At 70.2% G+C, this 20413-nt stretch carries 18 protein-coding genes; 9 read left to right on the top strand and 9 right to left on the bottom strand.

The window, feature by feature from the left end; genetic code table 11:
- Positions 1-1473 carry a Fe-S cluster assembly protein SufB gene (gene sufB / locus MWM45_RS08095; RefSeq protein WP_043445197.1) on the bottom strand — a complete coding sequence of 491 codons (1473 nt, stop codon included), beginning with the start codon at positions 1471-1473 and terminating at the stop codon, positions 1-3.
- Entirely contained in the window at positions 1473-2366 is an 894-nt protein-coding gene (locus tag MWM45_RS08090; protein WP_418909751.1) for a helix-turn-helix transcriptional regulator, read from the bottom strand. The genes sufB and MWM45_RS08090 overlap by 1 nt, the downstream gene beginning before the upstream one ends.
- 128 nt (positions 2367-2494) lie before the next feature.
- Between MWM45_RS08090 and MWM45_RS08085 the strand changes: the two genes are divergently transcribed.
- Genes MWM45_RS08085 through MWM45_RS08075 form a run of 3 tightly spaced genes read left to right on the top strand, consistent with a single transcriptional unit; the run spans position 2495 to position 5212 of the window.
- Entirely contained in the window at positions 2495-3445 is a 951-nt protein-coding gene (locus MWM45_RS08085; RefSeq protein ID WP_247829010.1) for an ABC transporter ATP-binding protein, read from the top strand.
- Entirely contained in the window at positions 3442-4236 is a 795-nt protein-coding gene (locus tag MWM45_RS08080) for an ABC transporter permease (RefSeq protein WP_247829009.1), read from the top strand. The genes MWM45_RS08085 and MWM45_RS08080 overlap by 4 nt, the downstream gene beginning before the upstream one ends.
- A gap of 4 nt (positions 4237-4240) precedes the next feature.
- On the top strand, positions 4241-5212 hold the full coding sequence (locus MWM45_RS08075) for a COX15/CtaA family protein (RefSeq protein ID WP_247829008.1): 972 nt from the start codon (positions 4241-4243) through the stop codon (positions 5210-5212).
- 27 nt (positions 5213-5239) lie between these two features.
- On the opposite strand, the gene MWM45_RS08070 is transcribed toward MWM45_RS08075, so the two are convergent.
- A complete protein-coding gene (locus tag MWM45_RS08070) occupies positions 5240-6139 on the bottom strand; it encodes a dihydrodipicolinate synthase family protein (RefSeq protein ID WP_247829007.1) in 900 nt (299 codons plus the stop codon).
- Between the two features lie 108 nt (positions 6140-6247).
- Positions 6248-7192, bottom strand: coding sequence for a heme o synthase (locus tag MWM45_RS08065; protein ID WP_247829006.1), 945 nt, complete (start codon positions 7190-7192; stop codon positions 6248-6250).
- Positions 7193-7535: 343 nt separating this feature from the next.
- Here MWM45_RS08065 and tkt point away from each other — a divergent pair, with 343 nt between their 5' ends.
- The 6 genes from tkt (at position 7536) to pgl (ending at position 15847) form a co-directional block, all read left to right on the top strand.
- Positions 7536-9722, top strand: coding sequence for a transketolase (tkt, locus tag MWM45_RS08060; protein WP_247829005.1), 2187 nt, complete (start codon positions 7536-7538; stop codon positions 9720-9722).
- Positions 9723-9786: 64 nt separating this feature from the next.
- Positions 9787-10896: a transaldolase gene (tal, locus tag MWM45_RS08055; protein WP_247829004.1), complete on the top strand. Its 1110-nt coding sequence runs from the start codon at positions 9787-9789 to the stop codon at positions 10894-10896.
- A gap of 5 nt (positions 10897-10901) precedes the next feature.
- Positions 10902-12551 carry a glucose-6-phosphate isomerase gene (locus MWM45_RS08050; protein WP_247829003.1) on the top strand — a complete coding sequence of 550 codons (1650 nt, stop codon included), beginning with the start codon at positions 10902-10904 and terminating at the stop codon, positions 12549-12551.
- 2 nt (positions 12552-12553) lie between these two features.
- Complete coding sequence (gene zwf, locus MWM45_RS08045; RefSeq protein WP_247829002.1) at positions 12554-14098, top strand: glucose-6-phosphate dehydrogenase; 1545 nt, start codon at positions 12554-12556, stop codon at positions 14096-14098.
- On the top strand, positions 14095-15039 hold the full coding sequence (locus MWM45_RS08040) for a glucose-6-phosphate dehydrogenase assembly protein OpcA (RefSeq protein WP_043445184.1): 945 nt from the start codon (positions 14095-14097) through the stop codon (positions 15037-15039). The genes zwf and MWM45_RS08040 overlap by 4 nt, the downstream gene beginning before the upstream one ends.
- On the top strand, positions 15029-15847 hold the full coding sequence (gene pgl, locus MWM45_RS08035) for a 6-phosphogluconolactonase (RefSeq protein WP_247829001.1): 819 nt from the start codon (positions 15029-15031) through the stop codon (positions 15845-15847). The genes MWM45_RS08040 and pgl overlap by 11 nt, the downstream gene beginning before the upstream one ends.
- Before the next feature lie 81 nt (positions 15848-15928).
- Here the strand turns inward: pgl and secG are convergent, their stop codons facing one another.
- The 5 genes from secG to MWM45_RS08010 form a co-directional block, all read right to left on the bottom strand.
- Complete coding sequence (gene secG / locus MWM45_RS08030; RefSeq protein ID WP_043445180.1) at positions 15929-16180, bottom strand: preprotein translocase subunit SecG; 252 nt, start codon at positions 16178-16180, stop codon at positions 15929-15931.
- 53 nt (positions 16181-16233) lie between these two features.
- Positions 16234-17049 carry a triose-phosphate isomerase gene (tpiA, locus tag MWM45_RS08025; protein WP_247829000.1) on the bottom strand — a complete coding sequence of 272 codons (816 nt, stop codon included), beginning with the start codon at positions 17047-17049 and terminating at the stop codon, positions 16234-16236.
- Between the two features lie 131 nt (positions 17050-17180).
- Positions 17181-18431, bottom strand: coding sequence for a phosphoglycerate kinase (locus MWM45_RS08020; protein ID WP_247828999.1), 1251 nt, complete (start codon positions 18429-18431; stop codon positions 17181-17183).
- Between the two features lie 12 nt (positions 18432-18443).
- Positions 18444-19454, bottom strand: coding sequence for a type I glyceraldehyde-3-phosphate dehydrogenase (gene gap, locus MWM45_RS08015; protein ID WP_247828998.1), 1011 nt, complete (start codon positions 19452-19454; stop codon positions 18444-18446).
- Between the two features lie 266 nt (positions 19455-19720).
- The gene (locus MWM45_RS08010; protein ID WP_104120802.1) at positions 19721-20350 is read right to left on the bottom strand and encodes a superoxide dismutase; all 630 of its coding nucleotides are present in this window, start codon (positions 20348-20350) and stop codon (positions 19721-19723) included.
- Between the last annotated feature and the right edge of the window lie 63 nt (positions 20351-20413).

The following is a 20413-nucleotide window of genomic DNA, read 5'->3' as shown; positions in this document are numbered from 1 at the left end:
CTAGCCCACGGCCCCTTCCATCTGCAGTTCGATCAGCCGGTTCAGCTCGAGCGCGTATTCCATGGGCAGCTCCCGCGCGATCGGCTCGATGAAGCCGCGCACGATCATGGCCATGGCCTCGTCCTCGGGGAGCCCGCGGGACATGAGGTAGAACAGCTGCTCCTCGCTGACGCGCGACACGGTGGCCTCGTGGCCCATGGTGACGTCGTCCTCGCGGATGTCCACGTAAGGGTAGGTGTCCGAGCGCGAGATGGTGTCCACCAGCAGCGCGTCACAGCGGACCGTGTTGGCCGAGTGTTTCGCACCCTCCCGCACCTGGACGAGTCCACGGTAGGCGGCACGTCCGCCGCCGCGTGCCACGGACTTCGAGATGATCGACGACTTGGTGTTGGGCGCGATGTGGACCATCTTCGACCCGGTGTCCTGGTGCTGTCCCTCACCGGCGAAGGCGATGGAGAGCGTCTCCCCCTTGGCGTGCTCGCCGACGAGGTACACCGCGGGGTACTTCATGGTGACCTTGGAACCGATGTTGCCGTCGATCCACTCCATGGTGGCGCCCTCGTGGGCGATGGCGCGCTTGGTCACCAGGTTGTACACGTTGTTCGACCAGTTCTGGATGGTGGTGTAGCGGACGCGGGCGCCCTTCTTGACCACGATCTCGACGACGGCCGAGTGCAGGGAGTCGGAGGTGTAGATCGGGGCGGTGCAGCCCTCGATGTAGTGCACGTAGGAGTCCTCGTCCGCGATGATCAGCGTCCGCTCGAACTGGCCCATGTTCTCCGTGTTGATGCGGAAGTAGGCCTGCAGGGGGATCTCGACGTGGACGCCCTTCGGCACGTACACGAACGAGCCGCCGGACCACACTGCCGTGTTCAGCGACGCGAACTTGTTGTCACCCACGGGGATGATCGTGCCGAAGTACTCCTTGAAGATCTCGGGGTGCTCCCGCAGCGCGGTGTCGGTGTCGAGGAACAGGACGCCCTGGCGCTCGAGGTCCTCGCGCAGCTGGTGGTAGACCACCTCGGACTCGTACTGGGCGGCGACACCGGAGACCAGGCGCGCACGCTCGGCCTCGGGGATGCCGAGCTTCTCGTACGTGTTCCGGATGTCCTCGGGGAGGTCCTCCCACGTGTTCGCCTGCTTCTCGGTGGAACGCACGAAGTACTTGATGTTGTCGAAGTCGATGCCGGAGAGGTCTGCGCCCCAGGCGGGCATGGGCTTGCGGTCGAAGTACTTGAGGCCCTTGAGGCGGAGGTCGAGCATCCACTGGGGCTCGTTCTTCTTCGCGGAGATGTCGCGGACGACTTCCTCGCTGAGGCCGCGGCGCGCGTTGTCGCTCGCCTCGTTCTTGTCAGCCCATCCGTACTGGTAGGTCCCGATGCCCTCGAGCTCCGGGTTCTTCTCGAGGATGTCGCTGATCACCGACTCCGGCACTGCCGATGCAGCTGGCTTACGGTCTACTTGATCCGTCATCACGGCCTTCCTTGCTGATGGATGGATAACGTTGCTGGATTGCTGGGCGGAACGGTGTCCGGGTCCGCCTGGGCGGGTCCGGGTGCGTCCGGGCCGACAGGCGCGGCCGGGGCCGCCGTCGTCCGTCCCAGGGGAATGTGGGTGGTGCAGACGTGTCCGCCGCGAGCCAGGGTGGAGAGCCGCCGGACGTCGACGCCGAGCAGGCGGGCGAAGACGCCGGTCTCCTGGTCGCAGAACGCCGGGAAGGCCGAGGCCAGTCCCTGGATGGGGCAGTGGCCCTGGCACAGCTGCACGCTGAGCATGACCGGGCGGGTCGCCGCAGGGACGGCCCGCGGTCCGCCTCCCTGCGGGAGGCCCACCGTCTTGGTGGATCCGACGAAGCCGTCGGTGGTGAGGGCGCCGGCGAGGGCGTGGGCCCGGGCGGCGAGGTCGGGGCCCGCGGCTTCGACGATCGGCCGGTAGCGCTCCTCCATGCCGGAGAACCGCGTGCGGGCGAATTCCTCGATGGCTTCCGGCCCCGCGGCCTCGCCGAGCTGCGCGAGCGCCGCGACGGCGATGTCGAGGTAGTCGTTGCCCATCGTGGACTGGCCGCGCCGGCTGAGCACATAGCGCCGGGCCGGGCGGCCCGCGCCGGTCGCCGATCCGCGCACCCGCTTCACCTCGATGAGTCCCTCGGACGAGAGGGCGTCGAGGTGCCGCCGCATGGCGGCGGGCGTGAACCCGAGGCAGTCGCCGAGCTCGGCGGCACTGACCGGCCCGCGTTCGAGGACCGCTGACAGGACGCGGTCCCGCGTGCGCTCGTCAGGGTCCGGCGAGACGATCTGCGCGGCGCGTGACGTCGGGACACCGGGAGCAGCAGCCGCCGGAACGGTGGCGCGGGGTGATGCGGTCACGGTCCATTCCCTCCGTCGGCGACAAAATACACAACATAAGCATGACCTAATGTATTCCGCGCCACCACTTAGGCGAGGCTACCCATCGGTCCCGTCGGCCCGCCTACTACCTGCCGTAGAATAATCGGGTGCCGACATCTTCCCCCGCCCTCGAGATCGACGGTCTCGTCAAGGACTTCGGCCCCGTCGGCGCCCTCGACGGCCGGATGGTCCGCGTGCTCGACGGCGTTAGCCTGCGGGCCGAGCACGGCGCCGTCACCGTCCTGCTGGGAGCCAACGGCGCCGGCAAGACGACGACCCTCGAATGCGCGCAGGGGCTGCAGCGTGCCGATGGCGGCCGGGTCCGCCTGCTCGGCCAGGATCCCTCCCGGGCCACCCCGCATCTCCGGGCGCGCGTCGGCGTGATGCTGCAGGACGGCGGCCTCCCGCCGTCGGTGCGCCCGCTGGCCCTCCTGCGCCACGTCGCGTCCATGTACGCGGATCCCCTGCCCGTCGACGCCCTGGCGGGGCGCCTGGGACTCGACGGGTTCGGGGCCGTCTCGATCCGGCGGCTCTCCGGGGGGCAGAAGCAGCGCCTCGCCCTCGCCTGCGCCCTGGTGGGACGCCCCGAGGTGGTCTTCCTCGACGAACCGAGCGCCGGCCTCGACCCGCAGTCACGCACCATCGTGTTCGACCTCATCCGGGAGCTCCGCGCCGACGGCCTGGCCGTCATCCTCACCACGCACCTGCTCGACGACGCGCAGAAGCTCGCCGACTACGTCTACATCCTCGAGGGAGGCCGCACCGTCGCCGAGGGCACCGTCGCCGAGCTCACGGCGGACACCGAGGCCGACGGCACGCGCGAGCTGCGCTTCGAGACCGTCCCCGGCCTGTCCTTCCCGGCCGATCTCCTGCCCCATCTGCTCCAGCGTGAGACGGAGCCGGGGCAGTACGTCCTCCGCGGACCGCTCACGGCCGACGACGTCGCCCGGCTGGCAGGCTGGTGGGACGCCTGCGGTGTGATGCCCACGGCCATCTCCATGGCACCGCGCTCGCTCGAGGACGTCTTCCTCGACATCTCCGGACGGAGCATCCGATGACGCTCGACGCACCCGTTCCCGCCGGCGCGCCCGCCGTCCCGCCGAGCGGCGGGGCGGCCGCGTCGCTGCCCGCCCGCGTGCTGCGCCACGGCGCGTACGAGGCCCTGGCCATGCTCCGCAACGGGGAGCAGCTCGTCCTCGCGATCGTGCTGCCGCTCCTGGCGCTCACGGCGCTGGTCATCACGCCGCTGCTGGATTCCTCCGGAGAAAGCCGGATCGACATCGCCGCTCCCGGCGTCCTCGCCCTGTGCACCATGTCCACGGCCTTCACCGGCCAGGGCATCGCGACCGGGTTCGACCGCCGCTACGGCGTGCTGCGCTTCCTGTCCACGACGCCGCTCGGCCGGTCGGGGCTGATCCTCGGCAAGGCCGTCGCGGTCGCCGTCGTGCTCGCCGTCCAGCTCGTCGTGATCGGAGGTGCCGCCGCACTGATGGGCTGGACGCCGGATTCTGCGGGGATCCTGCCCGCGGCACTGCTGCTGCTCCTCGGTTCGGCAGCCTTCACCGCACTGGGCCTCCTCGTGGCCGGGACGCTCCGTCCCGAGGCGACGCTCGCGGTCACCAACCTCGTCTGGATCCTGCTCGCGGCCGCGGGCGGCGTGATCATCCCGGCGGCGAGCCTGCCCGCCGCCGCCGAACCGTTCGTCTCGGTCCTCCCCTCCGCCGCCCTCGGCGACGGTCTCCGGAGCGCCCTGGCGGACGGCGTGTTCGACCCCATCGCGTGCCTCGTGCTCCTGGCCTGGGCCGCCCTCGCTAGCCTGGCGGCCATCCGCTGGTTCAAATGGAGCTGACAGCATGACTCTTCCCGCGCTCTCCCGCCTCACGGACGCCCTCCCGCGCACCACCACGCCCGTGGTGCGGCGGCTGGCCGTCGCCTCCCTCGTCTCGCAGATCGCCATCGTCGTGACCGGCGGCGCCGTGCGCCTCACCGCGTCCGGGCTCGGCTGCCCGGAGTGGCCGCGCTGCACGGCCGACTCGATCATCACCACGCCCGAGATGGGCTTCCACGGCGTGATCGAGTTCGGCAACAGGCTCCTGACCTTCGTGCTCGTGATCATCGCCGTCGCCATGATCGTCTCCGTGCTCGGCATGCGCCGGCAGCGCAAGGACCTGTTCCGCCTGTCGGTCGGCCTCTTCCTCGGCATCCCCGCCCAGGCGGTCATCGGCGGCATCACGGTGTGGACGGATCTGAACCCCTGGGTCGTGGGCCTCCACTTCGTGGTCTCCATGATCCTCGTCGCGGTCGCGACGGTGCTCGTCAACCGTGCGCGGATCGACACGGAACAGTATCGGACCCCACGCCTGCCCGCAGCGCCACCACTGCTGCGCCAGCTGCTCCTGACCTCGACCGTGCTCACGTCGATCACGATCCTGCTCGGCGTCGTCGTGACGGGATCCGGCCCGCACGCCGGCGACCACGGCGCCGCCCGCAACGGCCTCGACTCCGACCTCGTGACGCGCCTGCACGCCCTCCCGGTGTACCTGCTGGTCGCCACGGTGACCCTCGCCGTCCTGGTCGCCTACCGCGCCGGCGTCCATGCGAAACTGCGCCGGGCGGTGGTGCTCCTCGCCGCGATCGTGCTGGCGCAGGGAATCATCGGGTACGTGCAGCACTTCCTCCACCTGCCCATCGCGCTCGTGGCGCTGCACATGCTCGGCGCGTCACTGCTCATGGCCGCGGCCGTCCACGCCCAGTACACCGGGACCACGAGGAGGACCCTGCCGGGAACGCCGGCCGGGGCCAGGGTGCCGCAGGCCGTCTCCTAGGGACGGCAGCCACTCCCCTTCCGCCCGTCAGTCGTCGTCGAACTCCGCCTCGAGGAGGTCGAGGAGCCGCCCGAGGTCACGCAGTTCGGAGCCCGGGCTCGGCAGCAGGGGCGGGCGGGGGTCCCCGGCGGCGATACCGCAGGCGCGGGCGAGGAGGTGCAGGCCGCTGATCCGGCGCAGCCCGGCGACGTGGTCGACGAGGGGCACGAGGACGTGCCGGACACGCTCGGTCTCCGCCCGGTCCCCGGCCACGACGGCGGCGCGGAGCCGCGAGTAGTAGGCCGGCAGGAGCGCCGCCGGCCCGCTGTGCCAGGCGTCGGCCGCCACCTCGCCGGTCATCATCAGGAGATCCCCGCTCACGCCGTGGCTGAACGGTGCCGGGACCAGCCGGGCCAGTTCCGCATAGCGGGCATTGAAGGTCACGGCATCCGCCGCCGTGTCTTTGAACGCGACGACATCCGGCAGCGACGACAGTTCGGCGACCACCTGCAGCGAGTAGTCGAACTGCGTGGTGCCGGGGTTGTTGTACAGGCAGATCGGAAGATCCGTCGCCTCGTCCACCGCCCGGACCTGCGCCAGGACCTCGTCGTCGGTGAGGGGGACGTAGGAGACCGGTGAGAGCACGAGCCCGGACGCGCCGGCCGCCTGCGCGTCCGTCGCGGCCTCGAGGACCTCCCGTGTGCCGACCGAACTGATGCCCACGGCCACCGGGAGCCGGCCGTCGAGGGCGTCGATGGCCGTGCGCGCCACCCGGGCCCGTTCGCCGCGGTCGAGGTAGGCGAAGCTCCCGGAGGAGCCCAGGACCGTGACGGCATCGACGCCGGAGGAGGCCAGACCCTCCACGAGGCCACGGAGGTCCGCGAAGGAGACGGAGCCGTCCGGCAGGAACGGGGTGAGGGGGTAGGCGATCAGGCCGGTGAAGTCCATGGGTGCAAGCCTAGGGCCGCCGGCGCCGATTGAGTCCGGCGCATCGGGATCGGGCAGCACCGGACCGGGCAGTGCCGGCTACGGCAGTCCCGCGTCAGACGTGCCGACTCAGCCCAGGACGGCCGGTCCGACGAAGGGATCGATCGCGAGGGCGAGGAAGAGGACCGTGAGGTAGCTGATCGATCCGTGGAACACCTTCATCGCGGCCTTCGGGTGCAGCTCTCCACGGTGGGCGAGGGAGTGCAGCCGGTGGGACTCGCGGATGAACCAGGCGCCGCCGGCGACGGCGGCGACCGTGTAGACCCAGCCGGCACCGGCCGGGATCAGCAGGAGCGAGCAGGCCGCCATGGCCCAGGCGTACAGGACCACCTGGACGGAGACCGCGCGGGCCCCGGCGATCGCCCCGAGCATCGGCACGTTAGCGGCGTTGTAGTCGTCGCTGTACTTCATGGACAGCGGCCAGTAGTGCGGCGGGGTCCAGAGGAAGATGATGAGGAACAGGACGACGGCGGGCCACTCGACGGCGTTGGTGACCGCTGCCCAGGCGATGAGGACGGGCATGCAGCCCGCGGCGCCGCCCCAGACGATGTTCTGCGACGTGCGCCGCTTGAGGACGAGCGTGTAGACGACCACGTACAGGAAGATCGCGGCGACGCCCAGCATGCCGGCGAGCGGGTTGGCCCCGAGCCAGAGCACGGCGATCGCCACGACCCCGAGGATCCAGGAGAACACGAGCGCCTCCCGGGGCGTGACCTCGCCGGTGACCAGGGGACGGTTCTCCGTGCGGTGCATCAGCTTGTCGATGTCACGGTCGATGTAGCAGTTGAACGCACCGGCGCTCCCTGCCGCGAGGGCACCGCCGACCATGGTCGCGAGGATCAGGCCGACGGGCGGGAATCCGCCCTGCGCGAAGATCATGGTGGGAAGAGTGGTCACCAGCAGAAGTTCGATCACGCGAGGCTTCGTCAGCGCCAGATAGGCCTTCGCTTTGCGACCGAAACCCTGACGGGCCTGCGGGGAACGTGCCGGAGCAGGAGCCTGCTGGGTGTTCACAAGGCAACACTTTCGTTTTTTCCGGGGTAAAAGACAAGGCCCATCATACCCTTTTACGCCCTGTAGAAATCGGTGGCGGGATCCCGTCCGTCCGATGCTCCGCGCCGCCACGGATTGTGATGGAGGACATTGTTCGACTCCCACGTCCCGCGGCGGGCCGGACGGGATAGTGTGGGCTGGAAAGCCCGCTGCGGAAGTATGCCCGGAATAAGTGGTCCCGGCTCAGTGCTGTCCCCCACGGGCTCGAAATTCGCAGCATTCAATGGTGAACGGCCAGCCCGACGGCGTGCCTGAAGGCACGTCCCCGTCACTGGCCGTTCCGGACAGAGAGGGGCCCGGAAACGTGCCACGGACGCAAGAGCAGGAACTGACCTGGACCGAACTCGACCAGAAGGCGGTCGACACGGTTCGCATCCTGGCGGCGGACGCCGTCGAGAAGGTGGGCAACGGACACCCGGGAACGGCCATGAGCCTGGCGCCGGCGGCCTACCTCCTCTTCCAGAAGCTCATGCGGCACGATCCCTCGGACCCCGAGTGGACGGGACGCGACCGCTTCGTCCTCTCCCCCGGCCACACCTCGCTCACCCTCTACATCCAGCTCTTCCTCTCGGGCTACGGCCTCGAGCTCGATGACCTGAAGGCCCTGCGCACCTGGGGCTCCCTCACCCCGGGCCACCCCGAGTACCGCCACACCAAGGGCGTGGAGATCACCACAGGTCCCCTCGGCCAGGGTCTCGCGACGTCGGTCGGCTTCGCCTACGGCCAGCGCCGCCAGCGCGGCATGTTCGACGCCGACGCCCCCGCGGGCACCAGCCCCTTCGACCACACCATCTGGGTCATCGCCTCCGACGGCGACCTCCAGGAGGGCGTGACGGCCGAGGCGTCCTCGCTCGCCGGTCACCAGGAACTCGGCAACCTCGTGGTGCTCTACGACGAGAACCACATCTCCATCGAGGACGACACGGACGTCGCCTTCAGCGAGGACGTCCTGAAGCGCTATGAAGCCTACGGCTGGCACACGCAGCGCGTGGACTGGACGAAGACCGGCGCGTACGTGGAGGACGTCGCCGAGCTGTACTCCGCCCTCGTCGCCGCGAAGAACGAGACCTCCCGTCCGAGCATCGTCTCGCTGCGCACCATCATCGGCTACCCCGCGCCGAACAAGCAGAACACCGGCAAGATCCACGGCTCGGCCCTCGGCACGGACGAAGTCGCAGCCCTGAAGGAAGCCCTCGGCTTCGACCCGGAGAAGCACTTCGACGTCGATCCCGAGGTCCTCGAGCACGCCCGCGGCGTCGTCCGCCGCGGTTCCGAGGCGCACAGCGCGTGGCAGGAGGGCTTCGACGCCTGGAAGGCCGCCCACGCCGACGAGGCCGCCCTGCTCGAGCGGATCCAGGCACGCACGCTGCCCGAGGGCTGGGAGGAGAGCCTGCCGACGTTCGAGGCGGGCAAGGACATGTCCACGCGCGCCGCGTCCGGCAAGGTCCTCACCGCGATCGGCCCCGCGCTCCCCGAACTGTGGGGCGGCAGCGCCGACCTCGCGGAGTCGAACAACACGACGATCGAGGGATCGCCGTCGTTCATCCCCGAGAGCCGCCAGACCAAGTCCTGGTCCGGCAACCAGTACGGCCGCGTGCTGCACTTCGGCATCCGCGAGCACGCCGCCGCGGCCATCGTCAACGGCATCGTGATGCACAGCAGCACCCGCGCCTTCTCCGGCACCTTCCTCATCTTCAGCGACTACCAGCGGCCCGCCGTACGCCTCGGGGCCCTCATGGGCGTCCCCGCGATCTACGTCTGGACCCACGACTCCATCGGCCTGGGCGAGGACGGCCCCACGCACCAGCCGGTGGAGCAGCTCTCCTCGCTGCGCACCATCCCCGGGCTCGACGTCGTCCGGCCGGGCGATGCCAACGAGGTGGCCGTCGCCTGGCGCACCATCCTCGAGAACACCGAGAACCCGGCCGGGCTCGTCCTGACGCGCCAGAACATCCCCACCTACGAGCGGGGCGAGGGCGCCGCCGAGGGCGGGACGTTCGGCTCCGCCGAGGGTGTCGCGAAGGGCGGCTACGTGCTCGCCGAAGCGACGAACGGCTCCCCCGACGTCATCCTCATCGGTACGGGCTCCGAGGTGCAGCTCGCCGTGGAGGCCCGCACGGCCCTCGAGGCTCAGGGCATCTCCGCCCGCGTGGTCTCGATGCCGTGCCTCGAATGGTTCAACGCGCAGGACGCCGGCTACCGCGAGAGCGTCCTGCCCCGCACCGTCCGGGCCCGCGTGTCCGTCGAGGCGGGCGTGGCGCAGAGCTGGCACGGGATCGTCGGCGACGCCGGCCGCATCGTGTCCCTCGAGCACTTCGGTGCATCGGCCGACTACAAGACCCTCTACCGCGAGTTCGGCATCACCGCCGACGCCGTCGTGGCCGCCGCGAAGGACTCCCTGGAAGCCGTCGCCGCCGATCCCCTGGCACCCAACGGCTCCCCGGCCCTGCCCTCGGGCCACCGCGCCACGGAGACCGGCGACCAGCAGTAACCACCCCACCCGTTCCAACCGTCCAGCACACATCTTCCGCGGCAGCGGACAAGGAGCACACACCATGACTACACCCACAGCTGATCTCTCGGCCGCCGGCGTCTCCATCTGGCTCGACGACCTCTCCCGGGAGCGCATCAACTCGGGCGCCTTCAAGCACCTCATCGAGGACCTGAACGTCGTCGGCGTCACCACCAACCCGAGCATCTTCGCGGCGGCCCTCAAGAAGGGCGAGTCCTACGCCTCCCAGGTGGGCGCCCTCAGGGAAGCCGGCGCCGACGTCGACCAGGCCGTCTTCGACATCACCACCCACGACGTGGCGCAGGCCTGCGACATCTTCGCGGCGGAGGCCAAGCGCACCAACGGTGCCGACGGCCGCGTCTCCATCGAGGTGGACCCCCGGCTGTCCCGCGACACCGCGGGCACCGTGGCCGAGGCCAAGCGGCTCCACGCCAAGGTGCAGCGCACCAACGTCCTCATCAAGATCCCCGCGACCGTGGAGGGCCTGGAGGCGATCTCCTCGACCCTGGGCGCCGGCATCAGCGTCAACGTGACGCTGATCTTCTCCCTCGAGCGCTACCGCGCCGTCATCAACGCCTTCATGGTGGGCCTGGAACAGGCGAAGGAGAACGGCCACGATCTGTCCAAGATCACGTCCGTCGCCTCCTTCTTCGTCTCGCGCGTGGACGCCGAGATCGACGCCCGCCTCGATGCGATCGGCACGGACGAGGCGACGGCACTCAAGGGCAAGGCCGGCCTCGCGAACGCCCGCCTCGCCTACCAGATCTTCGAGGAGCAGTTCTCCTCGGAGCGCTGGCAGGTCCTGAAGGCCGCCGGCGCCAACGCGCAGCGCCCCCTCTGGGCATCGACGGGCGTCAAGGACCCGAACCTGCCGGACACGCTCTACGTCACCGGCCTCGTCGCGCCGAACGTCGTCAACACCATGCCCGAGAAGACCCTCGAGGCCACGGCGGACCACGGCGTCATCGACGGTGACACGGTCACCGGCACCTACGACGAGTCCAACGAGGTCCTGAACCGGCTCGACGCCATCGGCATCTCCTACGCCGAGGTCGTCGACCAGCTCGAGACCGAAGGCCTCGACAAGTTCGTGGCCAGCTGGACCGAGCTCCTCGAGACGGTCCAGGCCGCCCTCGACGCCGCGGAGGCGTGATCCCCATGGGCTCGTTCGCACTCACCGCCACCGGCGCCGCCCTCGCGGCGGTCGACTCGGCCGTGCCGGCGCTCGTGAAGGACCGCTTCGCTTCCCGCCTGATGGCGAAGGATGCGACGCTGTGGGGCGCCGACGCCGAGTCCGAGGCATCCGTCCGCCTCGGCTGGATCGACCTGTTCGAGGGCTCGCGCGCGCTCCTGCCGGAGATCACGGCGCTCCGCGCCGACCTCGCGGCCGAGGGGGTCGACCGGATCGTGCTCTGCGGCATGGGCGGTTCCTCGCTCGCGCCGGAGGTCATCACGAAGGAAGCGGGCGTCCCCCTCGTGGTCCTGGACGCCACCGACCCCGACCAGGTGCGCGCAGCCCTCGAGGAGGACCTCCAGCGCACCGCGATCGTCGTGTCCTCGAAGTCGGGCTCCACGGTCGAGACCGATTCGCAGCGCCGGGTGTTCGAGCAGGCGTTCATGGACGCCGGCATCGACGCCGCCTCGCGGATCGTCATCGTGACCGATCCGGGGTCGCCGCTGGACGAGGCGTCGAGGAAGGCCGGCTACCGGAAGGTGTTCAACGCCGACCCGGAGGTCGGCGGCCGCTACTCGGCCCTCACCGCGTTCGGGCTCGTGCCGTCCGGCCTCGCCGGTGCCGACATCGAGACGCTGCTGACCGATGCGGAGGACAGCGCCGAGTTCCTCGGCGACGACGTCGAGGACAACGTGGGCCTGCAGCTCGGCGCCGTGCTGGGCGGGACACTCCCCCTGCGGGACAAGATCGTGTTCGCGGATGCCGGCTCGGGACTGCCCGGCTTCGCCGACTGGGCCGAACAGCTCATCGCCGAATCGACCGGCAAGCTCGGCACCGGCCTGCTCCCCGTCGTCGCCTCCGGCGACGCCCCGGAGCTCGCGGACGTGGCGGACGACGTCCTGCCCGTGTTCCTCGCCCCGCTCGACGAGGCTCCCGGCGACGGGCCCGCCGAGGGCACGCGCGTCACCGTCAGCGGCACCCTCGGCAGCCAGCTGTTCGTCTGGGAGTACGCGGTGGCCGTCGCCGGCCGACTGCTGGGCATCAACCCGTTCGACCAGCCCGACGTCGAGGCCGCCAAGACGGCCGCGCGCGGCCTGCTCGACGCACAGCCGGAGCCGGCCGAGGCCGCCTTCGTCGACGGAGCGGTCGAGGTCCGCGGCGACGCCGGCCTCCTCGGTTCCTCGGGGACGGTCGCCGAGGCGCTCCGGGCGCTGCTCGCCACCCTGCCCGGGAACGGCTACCTCTCCGTGCAGGCCTACCTGGACCGCCACCGGCAGGCGGACCTCGAGTCCGTCCGTTCCCCGCTGGCCGCCGTCACCGGCCGGCCGGTCACCTTCGGCTGGGGGCCGCGCTTCCTGCACTCGACGGGTCAGTACCACAAGGGCGGATCCCCGATCGGGGTGTACCTGCAGCTGACCGGGGCGAGCAGCACCGACCTGACGATCCCCGAGCGCCCCTTCAGCTTCGGCGAGCTCATCGCGGCGCAGGCGGCCGGGGACGCCCAGGTGCTCGCGGACCACGGGCGCCCCGTCCTCCGCCTGCACCTGACGGACCGCGCCGCGGGCGTCGCGCAGCTCCGCGACGCCATCGCCACCCTCGCCGGATCCGGCGAGGGTCACCACGAGAACGGGTGAGCATGCCTGACAGCACCACGGCGAGAGCCGCCAACCCCCTGCGGGATCCGCGCGACCGGCGGCTGAGCCGGATCGCCGGCCCCTCGTCCCTCGTCCTGTTCGGGGTGACGGGCGATCTCGCCCGCAAGAAGCTCATGCCCGCCATCTACGACCTCGCCAACCGGGGACTCCTGCCGCCGAGCTTCGGACTGGTGGGCTTCGGGCGCCGCGAGTGGTCTGACGAGGAGTTCGTGCAGCAGGTCCGGGAGTCCGTGACGCAGTATGCCCGGACCCCGTTCAACGAGACGGTCTGGGAGCAGCTCTCGGCGGGCATCCGCTTCGTCCAGGGAAACTTCGACGACGACGAGGCCTTCAAGAACCTCCGCGAGACCATCGAGGAGCTGGAGCAGAGCCGGGGGACGCGCGGCAACCACGCCTTCTACCTGTCCATCCCCCCCAACGCGTTCGAGACGGTGTGCCAGAAGCTCTCGGAGCACGGCCTGGCCCAGCCCGACGACGGACAGTGGCGCCGCGTGGTCATCGAGAAGCCCTTCGGGCACGACCTCGAGTCCGCCCGCGAACTGAACGCCATCGTCGAGGAGGTGTTCCCCCCGGACTCCGTGTTCAGGATCGACCACTACCTCGGCAAGGAGACGGTCCAGAACATCCTCGCGCTGCGGTTCGCGAACCAGCTCTTCGAACCGCTCTGGAACGCGAACTACGTCGACCACGTGCAGATCACCATGGCCGAGGACATCGGGATCGGCAGCCGGGCGGGGTACTACGACGGCGTCGGGGCCGCCCGTGACGTCATCCAGAACCACCTGCTCCAGCTCCTCGCGCTCACGGCGATGGAGGAGCCCATCTCCTTCGACGCGGACCACCTGCGCGCCGAGAAGGAGAAGGTGCTCGCCGCCGTCGTCCTGCCCTCAGATCTCTCCGGGCGGTCGGCACGCGGTCAGTACGAGGCCGGCTGGCAGGGCGGGGAGCGCGTGAACGGTTTCCTCGAGGAGGACGGCATCCCCGCCGACTCGACCACCGAGAGCTTCGCCGCGCTGCGCCTGGACATCCACACCCGCCGCTGGGCCGGGGTCCCGTTCTACCTGCGGGCCGGCAAGCGGCTCGGCCGCAGGGTCACGGAGATCGCCGTCGTGTTCAAGCGGGCACCGAACCTCCTGTTCCAGGACCATCACGAGGAGGACTTCGGGCAGAACGCCGTCGTCATCCGTGTGCAGCCGGACGAGGGCGTGACCATCCGCTTCGGCTCGAAGGTCCCGGGGACGCAGACCGAGGTCCGGGACGTGACCATGGACTTCGGCTACGGGCACTCCTTCACCGAATCCAGCCCCGAGGCCTACGAGCGGCTCATCCTCGACGTGCTGCTCGGCGAACCGCCGCTCTTCCCGCGTCAGCAGGAGGTGGAGCTGTCCTGGAAGATCCTCGACCCGTTCGAGAAGCACTGGGCCTCGCTCGACGCGCAGCCCGAGGCCTATGTGCCCGGCAGCTGGGGACCCGCATCCGCCGACGAGCTGCTCGCAGCCGATGGACGAACCTGGAGAAGGCCATGATCGTGGAACTGCCCGACACCACCACCTCGAAGGTGTCGAAGGAACTGATGGCGCTGCGGGACAGCGGGGGCGTCGTCGCGCTCGGGCGTGTGCTGACGCTGGTCGTGATCACCCGCTCCGGATACGAGGAGGAGGCGATCGGCGCCGCGAACCAGGCGAGCCGCGAGCATCCCTGCCGCATCATCGTCCTGGCCGGGGAGTCCCCGGACGAGCCCACGCGCCTCGACGCCCAGATCCGCGTGGGCGGCGACGCCGGGGCGTCGGAGGTCGTCGTCCTGCGCGGCTACGGGGAGCTCTCGGAGGAGAACGAGTCCCTCGTCTCCGCCCTCCTCCTGCCCGACGCGCCGATCGTCGCCTGGTGGCCCCACGGCGTGCCGGATGCCGCGTCGCAGACCTCGATCGGCAGCATCGCGCACCGCCGGATCACCGACTCGGCGAACGAGAAGGACCCGACGGCGGCGCTGTTCAACATCAGCAGCACCTACGCGGCCGGCGACACGGACCTCGCCTGGACCCGCCTGACCAACTGGCGGATCCAGCTCGCCGCGGTCATGGACCAGTTGCAGGGCGACCAGCCCGTCACGGCGGTCACCGTCGAGGGAGCGTGCGACTCCCCCAGCACCGTGCTGCTGGCGGCCTGGCTGACGAAGGCCCTCGACGCCCCCGTGACGATCGTCGCCGGCCCTACGGGCACCGGCCTCCAGCGCGTGCGCCTGACCCGGAGCGGCGGCGACATCGAGCTGCACCGTCCCGACCACGACGTCGCCGAGCTGTACCAGCCGCACCAGCCCGTTCAGCGCATCTCCCTGCCGCGCCGCAGCCTGCGGGACTGCCTGGCCGAGGAGCTGCGGCGCCTCGACCCCGACGAGGTGTTCGGCGAAGTCATCACCGAGGGTCTTGCCCGAACCAATCTGAGGAGTGTGCGAACGAGTGAGCGCTGAACCGAAAGTCAGCATCCATCCCACCCAGGGCTCCCTGGCGGCGGCCGTGGCCGCGCGGCTGATCACCCGCCTCGTGGACGTGCAGAGCGAGCGGGGCACCGCGACCGTGGTGCTCACGGGCGGCTCGATCGGCACCGCGGCCCTCGAGGCCGTGGTGGAGTCCCCCGCGCACACCGCGGTGGACTGGGCCAATGTCCATTTCTGGTGGGGCGACGAGCGCTTCCTGCGGGCCGACGACCCGGAGCGCAACGCCGTCCAGGCGCGGGCGGCCCTGCTGGGCCGCATCGCCGTCGATCCCGTGAAGATCCACGAGTTCGGCACGAAGGACGAGTTCACCGACGAGGACGGCGCCGCCGTCGACTATGCCGAGCAGCTGGCGGCCGCCGCGCGGGAGGAGCTCGCCGCTGACGAGGACCTCGTGCAGCCCGATCCCCGCCTGCCCCGCTTCGACGTGCTCCTGCTGGGCGTCGGCCCGGACGCACATGTGGCGTCCCTCTTCCCCGAGATGGCGGGGATCCGCACGCGGGGCACGACGACGGTCGGTGTCCCCGATGCGCCGAAGCCGCCACCGCAGCGCATCTCGCTGACGCTCGAGGCGATCAACACGGCGCAGGAGGTGTGGCTCTCGGTCAGCGGCAGCGACAAGGCAGGCGCGGTGGGCCTGGCACTGGCAGGGGCCGGGCACGTCCAGGTCCCCGCCGCCGGTGCACGGGGCCTGAAGAAGACCCTGTGGCTGATCGACCAGGATGCGGCCCAGAAACTGCCCGGCCGCCTCATCGACCACGACGACGACGAGCCGACCGACTGACGGGTCGCCCCGACGACGAAGCCCCCGCTTCCAGCTGGAAGCGGGGGCTTCGTCGTCGAACCAGGAGTGCTGAGGGGCGGTCTAGGACTCGCCGGCGAACCGCTGGATGAGGCCGAGGGCGACGATCACGACGCCCCAGGCCAGGCCGAGCGCCACGGTGAAGCGGTTGAGGTTCCGCTCGGCCACTCCGGAGGATCCCATGCTCGAGGTCATGCCGCCACCGAACATGTCCGACATGCCACCGCCGCGTCCCTTGTGGAGCAGGATCAGCAGGGTCAGCAGGAGGCTGGTGATCCCGAGCAGGACGAGCAGGATGATACGAAGGATTTCCACGGGGCCCTTTCAAGGCTCGGTAGCCGCTCGGTGGAGCGGCCGGCGCACGGAACTTAGTCTGTCACCAGATGCTGTTCGAACCTGACAATACTAGCAAACTCGGATACATCGAGGCTCGCACCGCCCACCAGGACGCCGTCCACGTCGCGCTCCCGCAGGATGCTCGCCACGTTGGCCGCCTTCACCGATCCTCCGTACAGGAGGCGGGTCTTCGCGGCCGTGTCGGGGTCGAACAGCGAGCCGAGTTCGGCGCGGAGGGCCGCGCACATCTCCTGCGCGTCCTCGGGTCCGGCCACTTCCCCCGTGCCGATCGCCCATACGGGCTCGTACGCGACGACGAGCGTCGCCGCCTGCTCGGCCGACAGTCCTGCCACGCCCTGGCGGAGCTGCCCGAGGGTGTGCTCCACGTGCGTTCCGGCCTGGCGGATCTCGAGGCCCTCGCCGACGCAGAGCACCGGGACCAGCCCGTGGCGGTAGGCCGCGTGCACCTTGCGGTTGAGAAGCTCGTCCGACTCCTCGTGGATGGTCCGGCGCTCGGAGTGGCCGACGAGCACGTAGCTGCAGTCGAGCTTGTCGAGGAACTGCCCCGAGATGTCACCGGTGTAGGCGCCGGAGTCCTCCGGCGAGAGGTCCTGCCCGCCGTACACGACGTCGAGGTTGTCGCCCTTCACCAGGGTCTGCACGCCGCGCAGGTCGGTGAACGGCGGGAACACGGACACCTCGACGCGCGAGAAGTCGTGGCCGGCATCCTTCAGGGTCCAGGCCAGCTTCTGCAGGAAGGTGATGCCCTGCATGTGGTCGAGGTTCATCTTCCAGTTGCCCGCGATGAGCGGGCGGCGGTCGAAGACGCCGTTGGTCGAGGTGGTCATCGTGGTACTCCATCTGTTCGTTCCATGGCAGCGGGATCCGCTCGGCTGGCGCCGTGCGGATCCCGCCATTCCTGTACGCCCGAGGACGGGCGGCTGGTCCTGCCGTCGCCGACCGGACCCGGATCGTCCCGCTAGTCGCGGGCGAGGGCGGTCAGCCCGGGGAGCTCCTTGCCCTCGAGGTACTCGAGGCTGGCACCGCCGCCGGTGGAGATGTGCCCGAACTGCTCGTCGGCGAAGCCGAGCCCGCGCACGGCTGCAGCGGAATCGCCACCGCCGACCACGGTCAGGGCTCCGTTCGCCTGAGCGTCGACGAGGGCCTGCGCGACGGCGCGTGTGCCGCCCGCGAAGGCATCGAACTCGAAGACACCCATGGGCCCGTTCCAGAACACCGTCTTCGCCTCGGCGATGTTCGCAGCGAAGTCCTGGCCGGTCGCGGGCCCGATGTCGAGTCCGATCCCGGAGGCTCCGAAGGTGCCCGCCTCGATGGCGTCCGCGGCGGCCACGCCGGACCGCGCGTCGGCCGCGAACGTCTCGGCCACGACGATGTCCGTGGGCAGCACGAACTGCGTGCCGTCCCGGGCGCCGCGCTCGAGGTAGCCCCGCACGGCGTCGATCTGGTCCTCCTCCAGGAGGCTCGCCCCGACCTGGTGGCCCTGGGCAGCGAGGAACGTGAACACCATGCCGCCGCCCACGAGGATGCGGTCGGCGGTGCCGATCAGGTTCTCGATCACGGCGAGCTTGTCGGACACCTTGGACCCGCCGAGCACGACGACGAAGGGCCGCTGGGGGTCCTTCGTCAGCTTCTCGAGGACCACGAGTTCGGCCTTGACGAGATCACCCTGATAGGAGGGCAGCAGGGCCGCGATGTCGTACACGCTCGCGTGGCGGCGGTGCACGGCGCCGAAGGCGTCGTCCACGTAGGCCCCGTCGGGGCCCGCCAGGTCGGCGAACTCGCGGGCCAGGGCAGCGCGCTCGGCGTCGTCCTTGCTGGTCTCCCGGGCATCGAAACGCACGTTCTCGAGCAGGAGCACCTCCCCCTCGGACAGGGCGGCCGCCGCACGGCGGGCGCCCTCCCCCGTGGTGTCGGGCGCCAGGGTGACGGGGAAGTCCGCCAGGTCCCGGAGGACGTCGGCGGCCGGCTTGAGCGAGTACTTCTGCTCGGGGGCGCCCTTGGGCCGTCCGAGGTGGGCCATGACGATGACGGCGGCCCCGGCCTCGCTCAGCTTGCGCAGAACGGGCAGGGACGCGCGCACGCGGCCGTCGTCGGTGACCGACAGGTCCGGGGCCTCGCCCTCCAGGGGCACGTTGAGGTCGGAGCGGACGAGGACGCGGCGTCCCCGGACTCCGTCGGCGAGAAGGTCGTCGAGTGATGCGTAAGCCACGTGCGGGACCGCCTAGGAGAGCTTGGCGGCGACGATTTCGGTCAGGTCGACCAGGCGGTTCGAGTAGCCCCACTCGTTGTCGTACCAGCCGACGACCTTCACCTGGTTGCCGAGGACCTTCGTCAGGCCGGAGTCGAAGATGCAGGACGCAGGGTCGGTCACGATGTCCGAGGACACGATGGGGTCCTCGGTGTAGGAGAGATAGCCCTTGAGCGAGCCGTCGGCGGCGGCAGCCTTGTAGGCGGCGTTGACTTCCTCGGCCGTGACCTCGCGGCCCACGGTGACCGTGAGGTCGGTCGCGGAGCCGGTGGGCACTGGCACGCGGATGGCGTAGCCGTCCAGCTTGCCCTTCAGCTCGGGGAGGACGAGGCCGATGGCCTTGGCCGCACCCGTGGAGGTGGGGACCATGTTGATCGCGGCGGCACGTGCGCGGCGCAGGTCCTTGTGGGGACCGTCCTGCAGGTTCTGGTCGGCGGTGTACGCGTGGATGGTCGTCATGAGGCCGCGCTCGATCCCGAAGGAGTCGTTCAGGACCTTCGCGAGGGGGCCGAGGCAGTTCGTGGTGCACGAGGCGTTCGAGATGATGTGGTGGTTCTCGGGGTCGTAGTCGCCGTCGTTGACGCCGAGCACCACGGTGAGGTCCTCGTCGGAGGCGGGAGCGGAGATCAGGACCTTCCTGGCCCCGGCGTCGATGTGCTTCTGCGCGTCGGAGGCCTTGGTGAAGAAGCCGGTGGACTCGATGACGATGTCGACGCCGAGGTCCTTCCAGGGCAGGTTCGCGGGATCACGCTCGGCCAGGACCTTCACGCGCTTGCCGCCGACCACGAGGTCGCCGCCCTCGACCTCGACGGAGGCCTTCAGCCGGCCGGTGACGGAGTCGTACTTCAGCAGGTGCGCGAGTGCCTCGGGGCTGGTGAGGTCGTTGACCGCCACGATCTCGAGGTCCGCTCCCTGCTCGAGGGCCGCACGGAAGTAGTTGCGGCCGATGCGGCCGAAGCCATTGATTCCAACGCGAGTAGTCACTGGTTTCCATCTCCTTCATAGGTGGTGCCGCCTTGCTGACCCCTCTCGGGCGATGCCGGCGACGAATAAATCTGTACCGGGCACACCTTCGTGCCGAAATTCTCGGGTCCTGCTGGTCCTGCAGAGGCGGCGTGCGCCGGAGCGGTGCCGGGTCCGAAGCCCTGCACCGCTCCAACTCTACTCAGCGCGGCCGTCGGCTCGCACTCGTGACGCCGGCCGCCCGACCGGATGGGCGCCGTGCCCACCCGATCGCGACGACGGGACGGTCAGGCCCCGGGGGTGATGAGCGTGGAGGCCCCGGTGCGTGCTGCCTGGAAGCGCGTCTGGACGTCGGCCCAGTTCACCAGGTTCCACCAGGCCTTCACGTAGTCGGGCTTCACGTTCACGTAGTCCAGGTAGAAGGCGTGCTCCCACATGTCGAGCATCAGCAGCGGGATGGTGCCCACGGGCACGTTGCCCTGCTGGTCGTAGAGCTGCTCGATGACGATGTTCCTGCCCAGCGGCTCGTAGGCGAGGACGGCCCAGCCGGAGCCCTGCAGCGAGGTGGCCGCGGCGGTGAAGTGCGCGCGGAACGCGTCGAAGGAGCCGAACGCGTCGTCCAGGGCCGCGGCGAGCTCACCCTCGGGCTTGTCGCCTCCCTCGGGGGACATGTTCTTCCAGAAGATGCTGTGGTTGATGACACCGCCGACGTGGAAGGCAAGATCCTTGGAGAGCTTCGGGATGGTGCCGTACGCGCCCTTCTCGCGGGCCTCGGCGAGCTGCGCGAGGGCGTCGTTGGCGCCCTTGACGTAGGTGGCCTGGTGCTTGGAGTGGTGCAGTTCCATGATCCGGCCCGAGATGTGCGGTTCCAGGGCGGCGTAGTCGTAGTCAAGATCCGGCAGTACGTATTCGCTCACGTAGTCCTCCATGTAGTGATCCCGGTACCCGCGCGGTCTACTGACCCGCGGGTCCGGACGCAG

This window comes from Arthrobacter antioxidans (assembly GCF_023100725.1).
Classification (GTDB): domain Bacteria; phylum Actinomycetota; class Actinomycetes; order Actinomycetales; family Micrococcaceae; genus Arthrobacter_D; species Arthrobacter_D antioxidans.
Note: the sequence above shows the minus strand (reverse complement) of the source record. Positions and strands in the feature narration are given on the sequence as shown.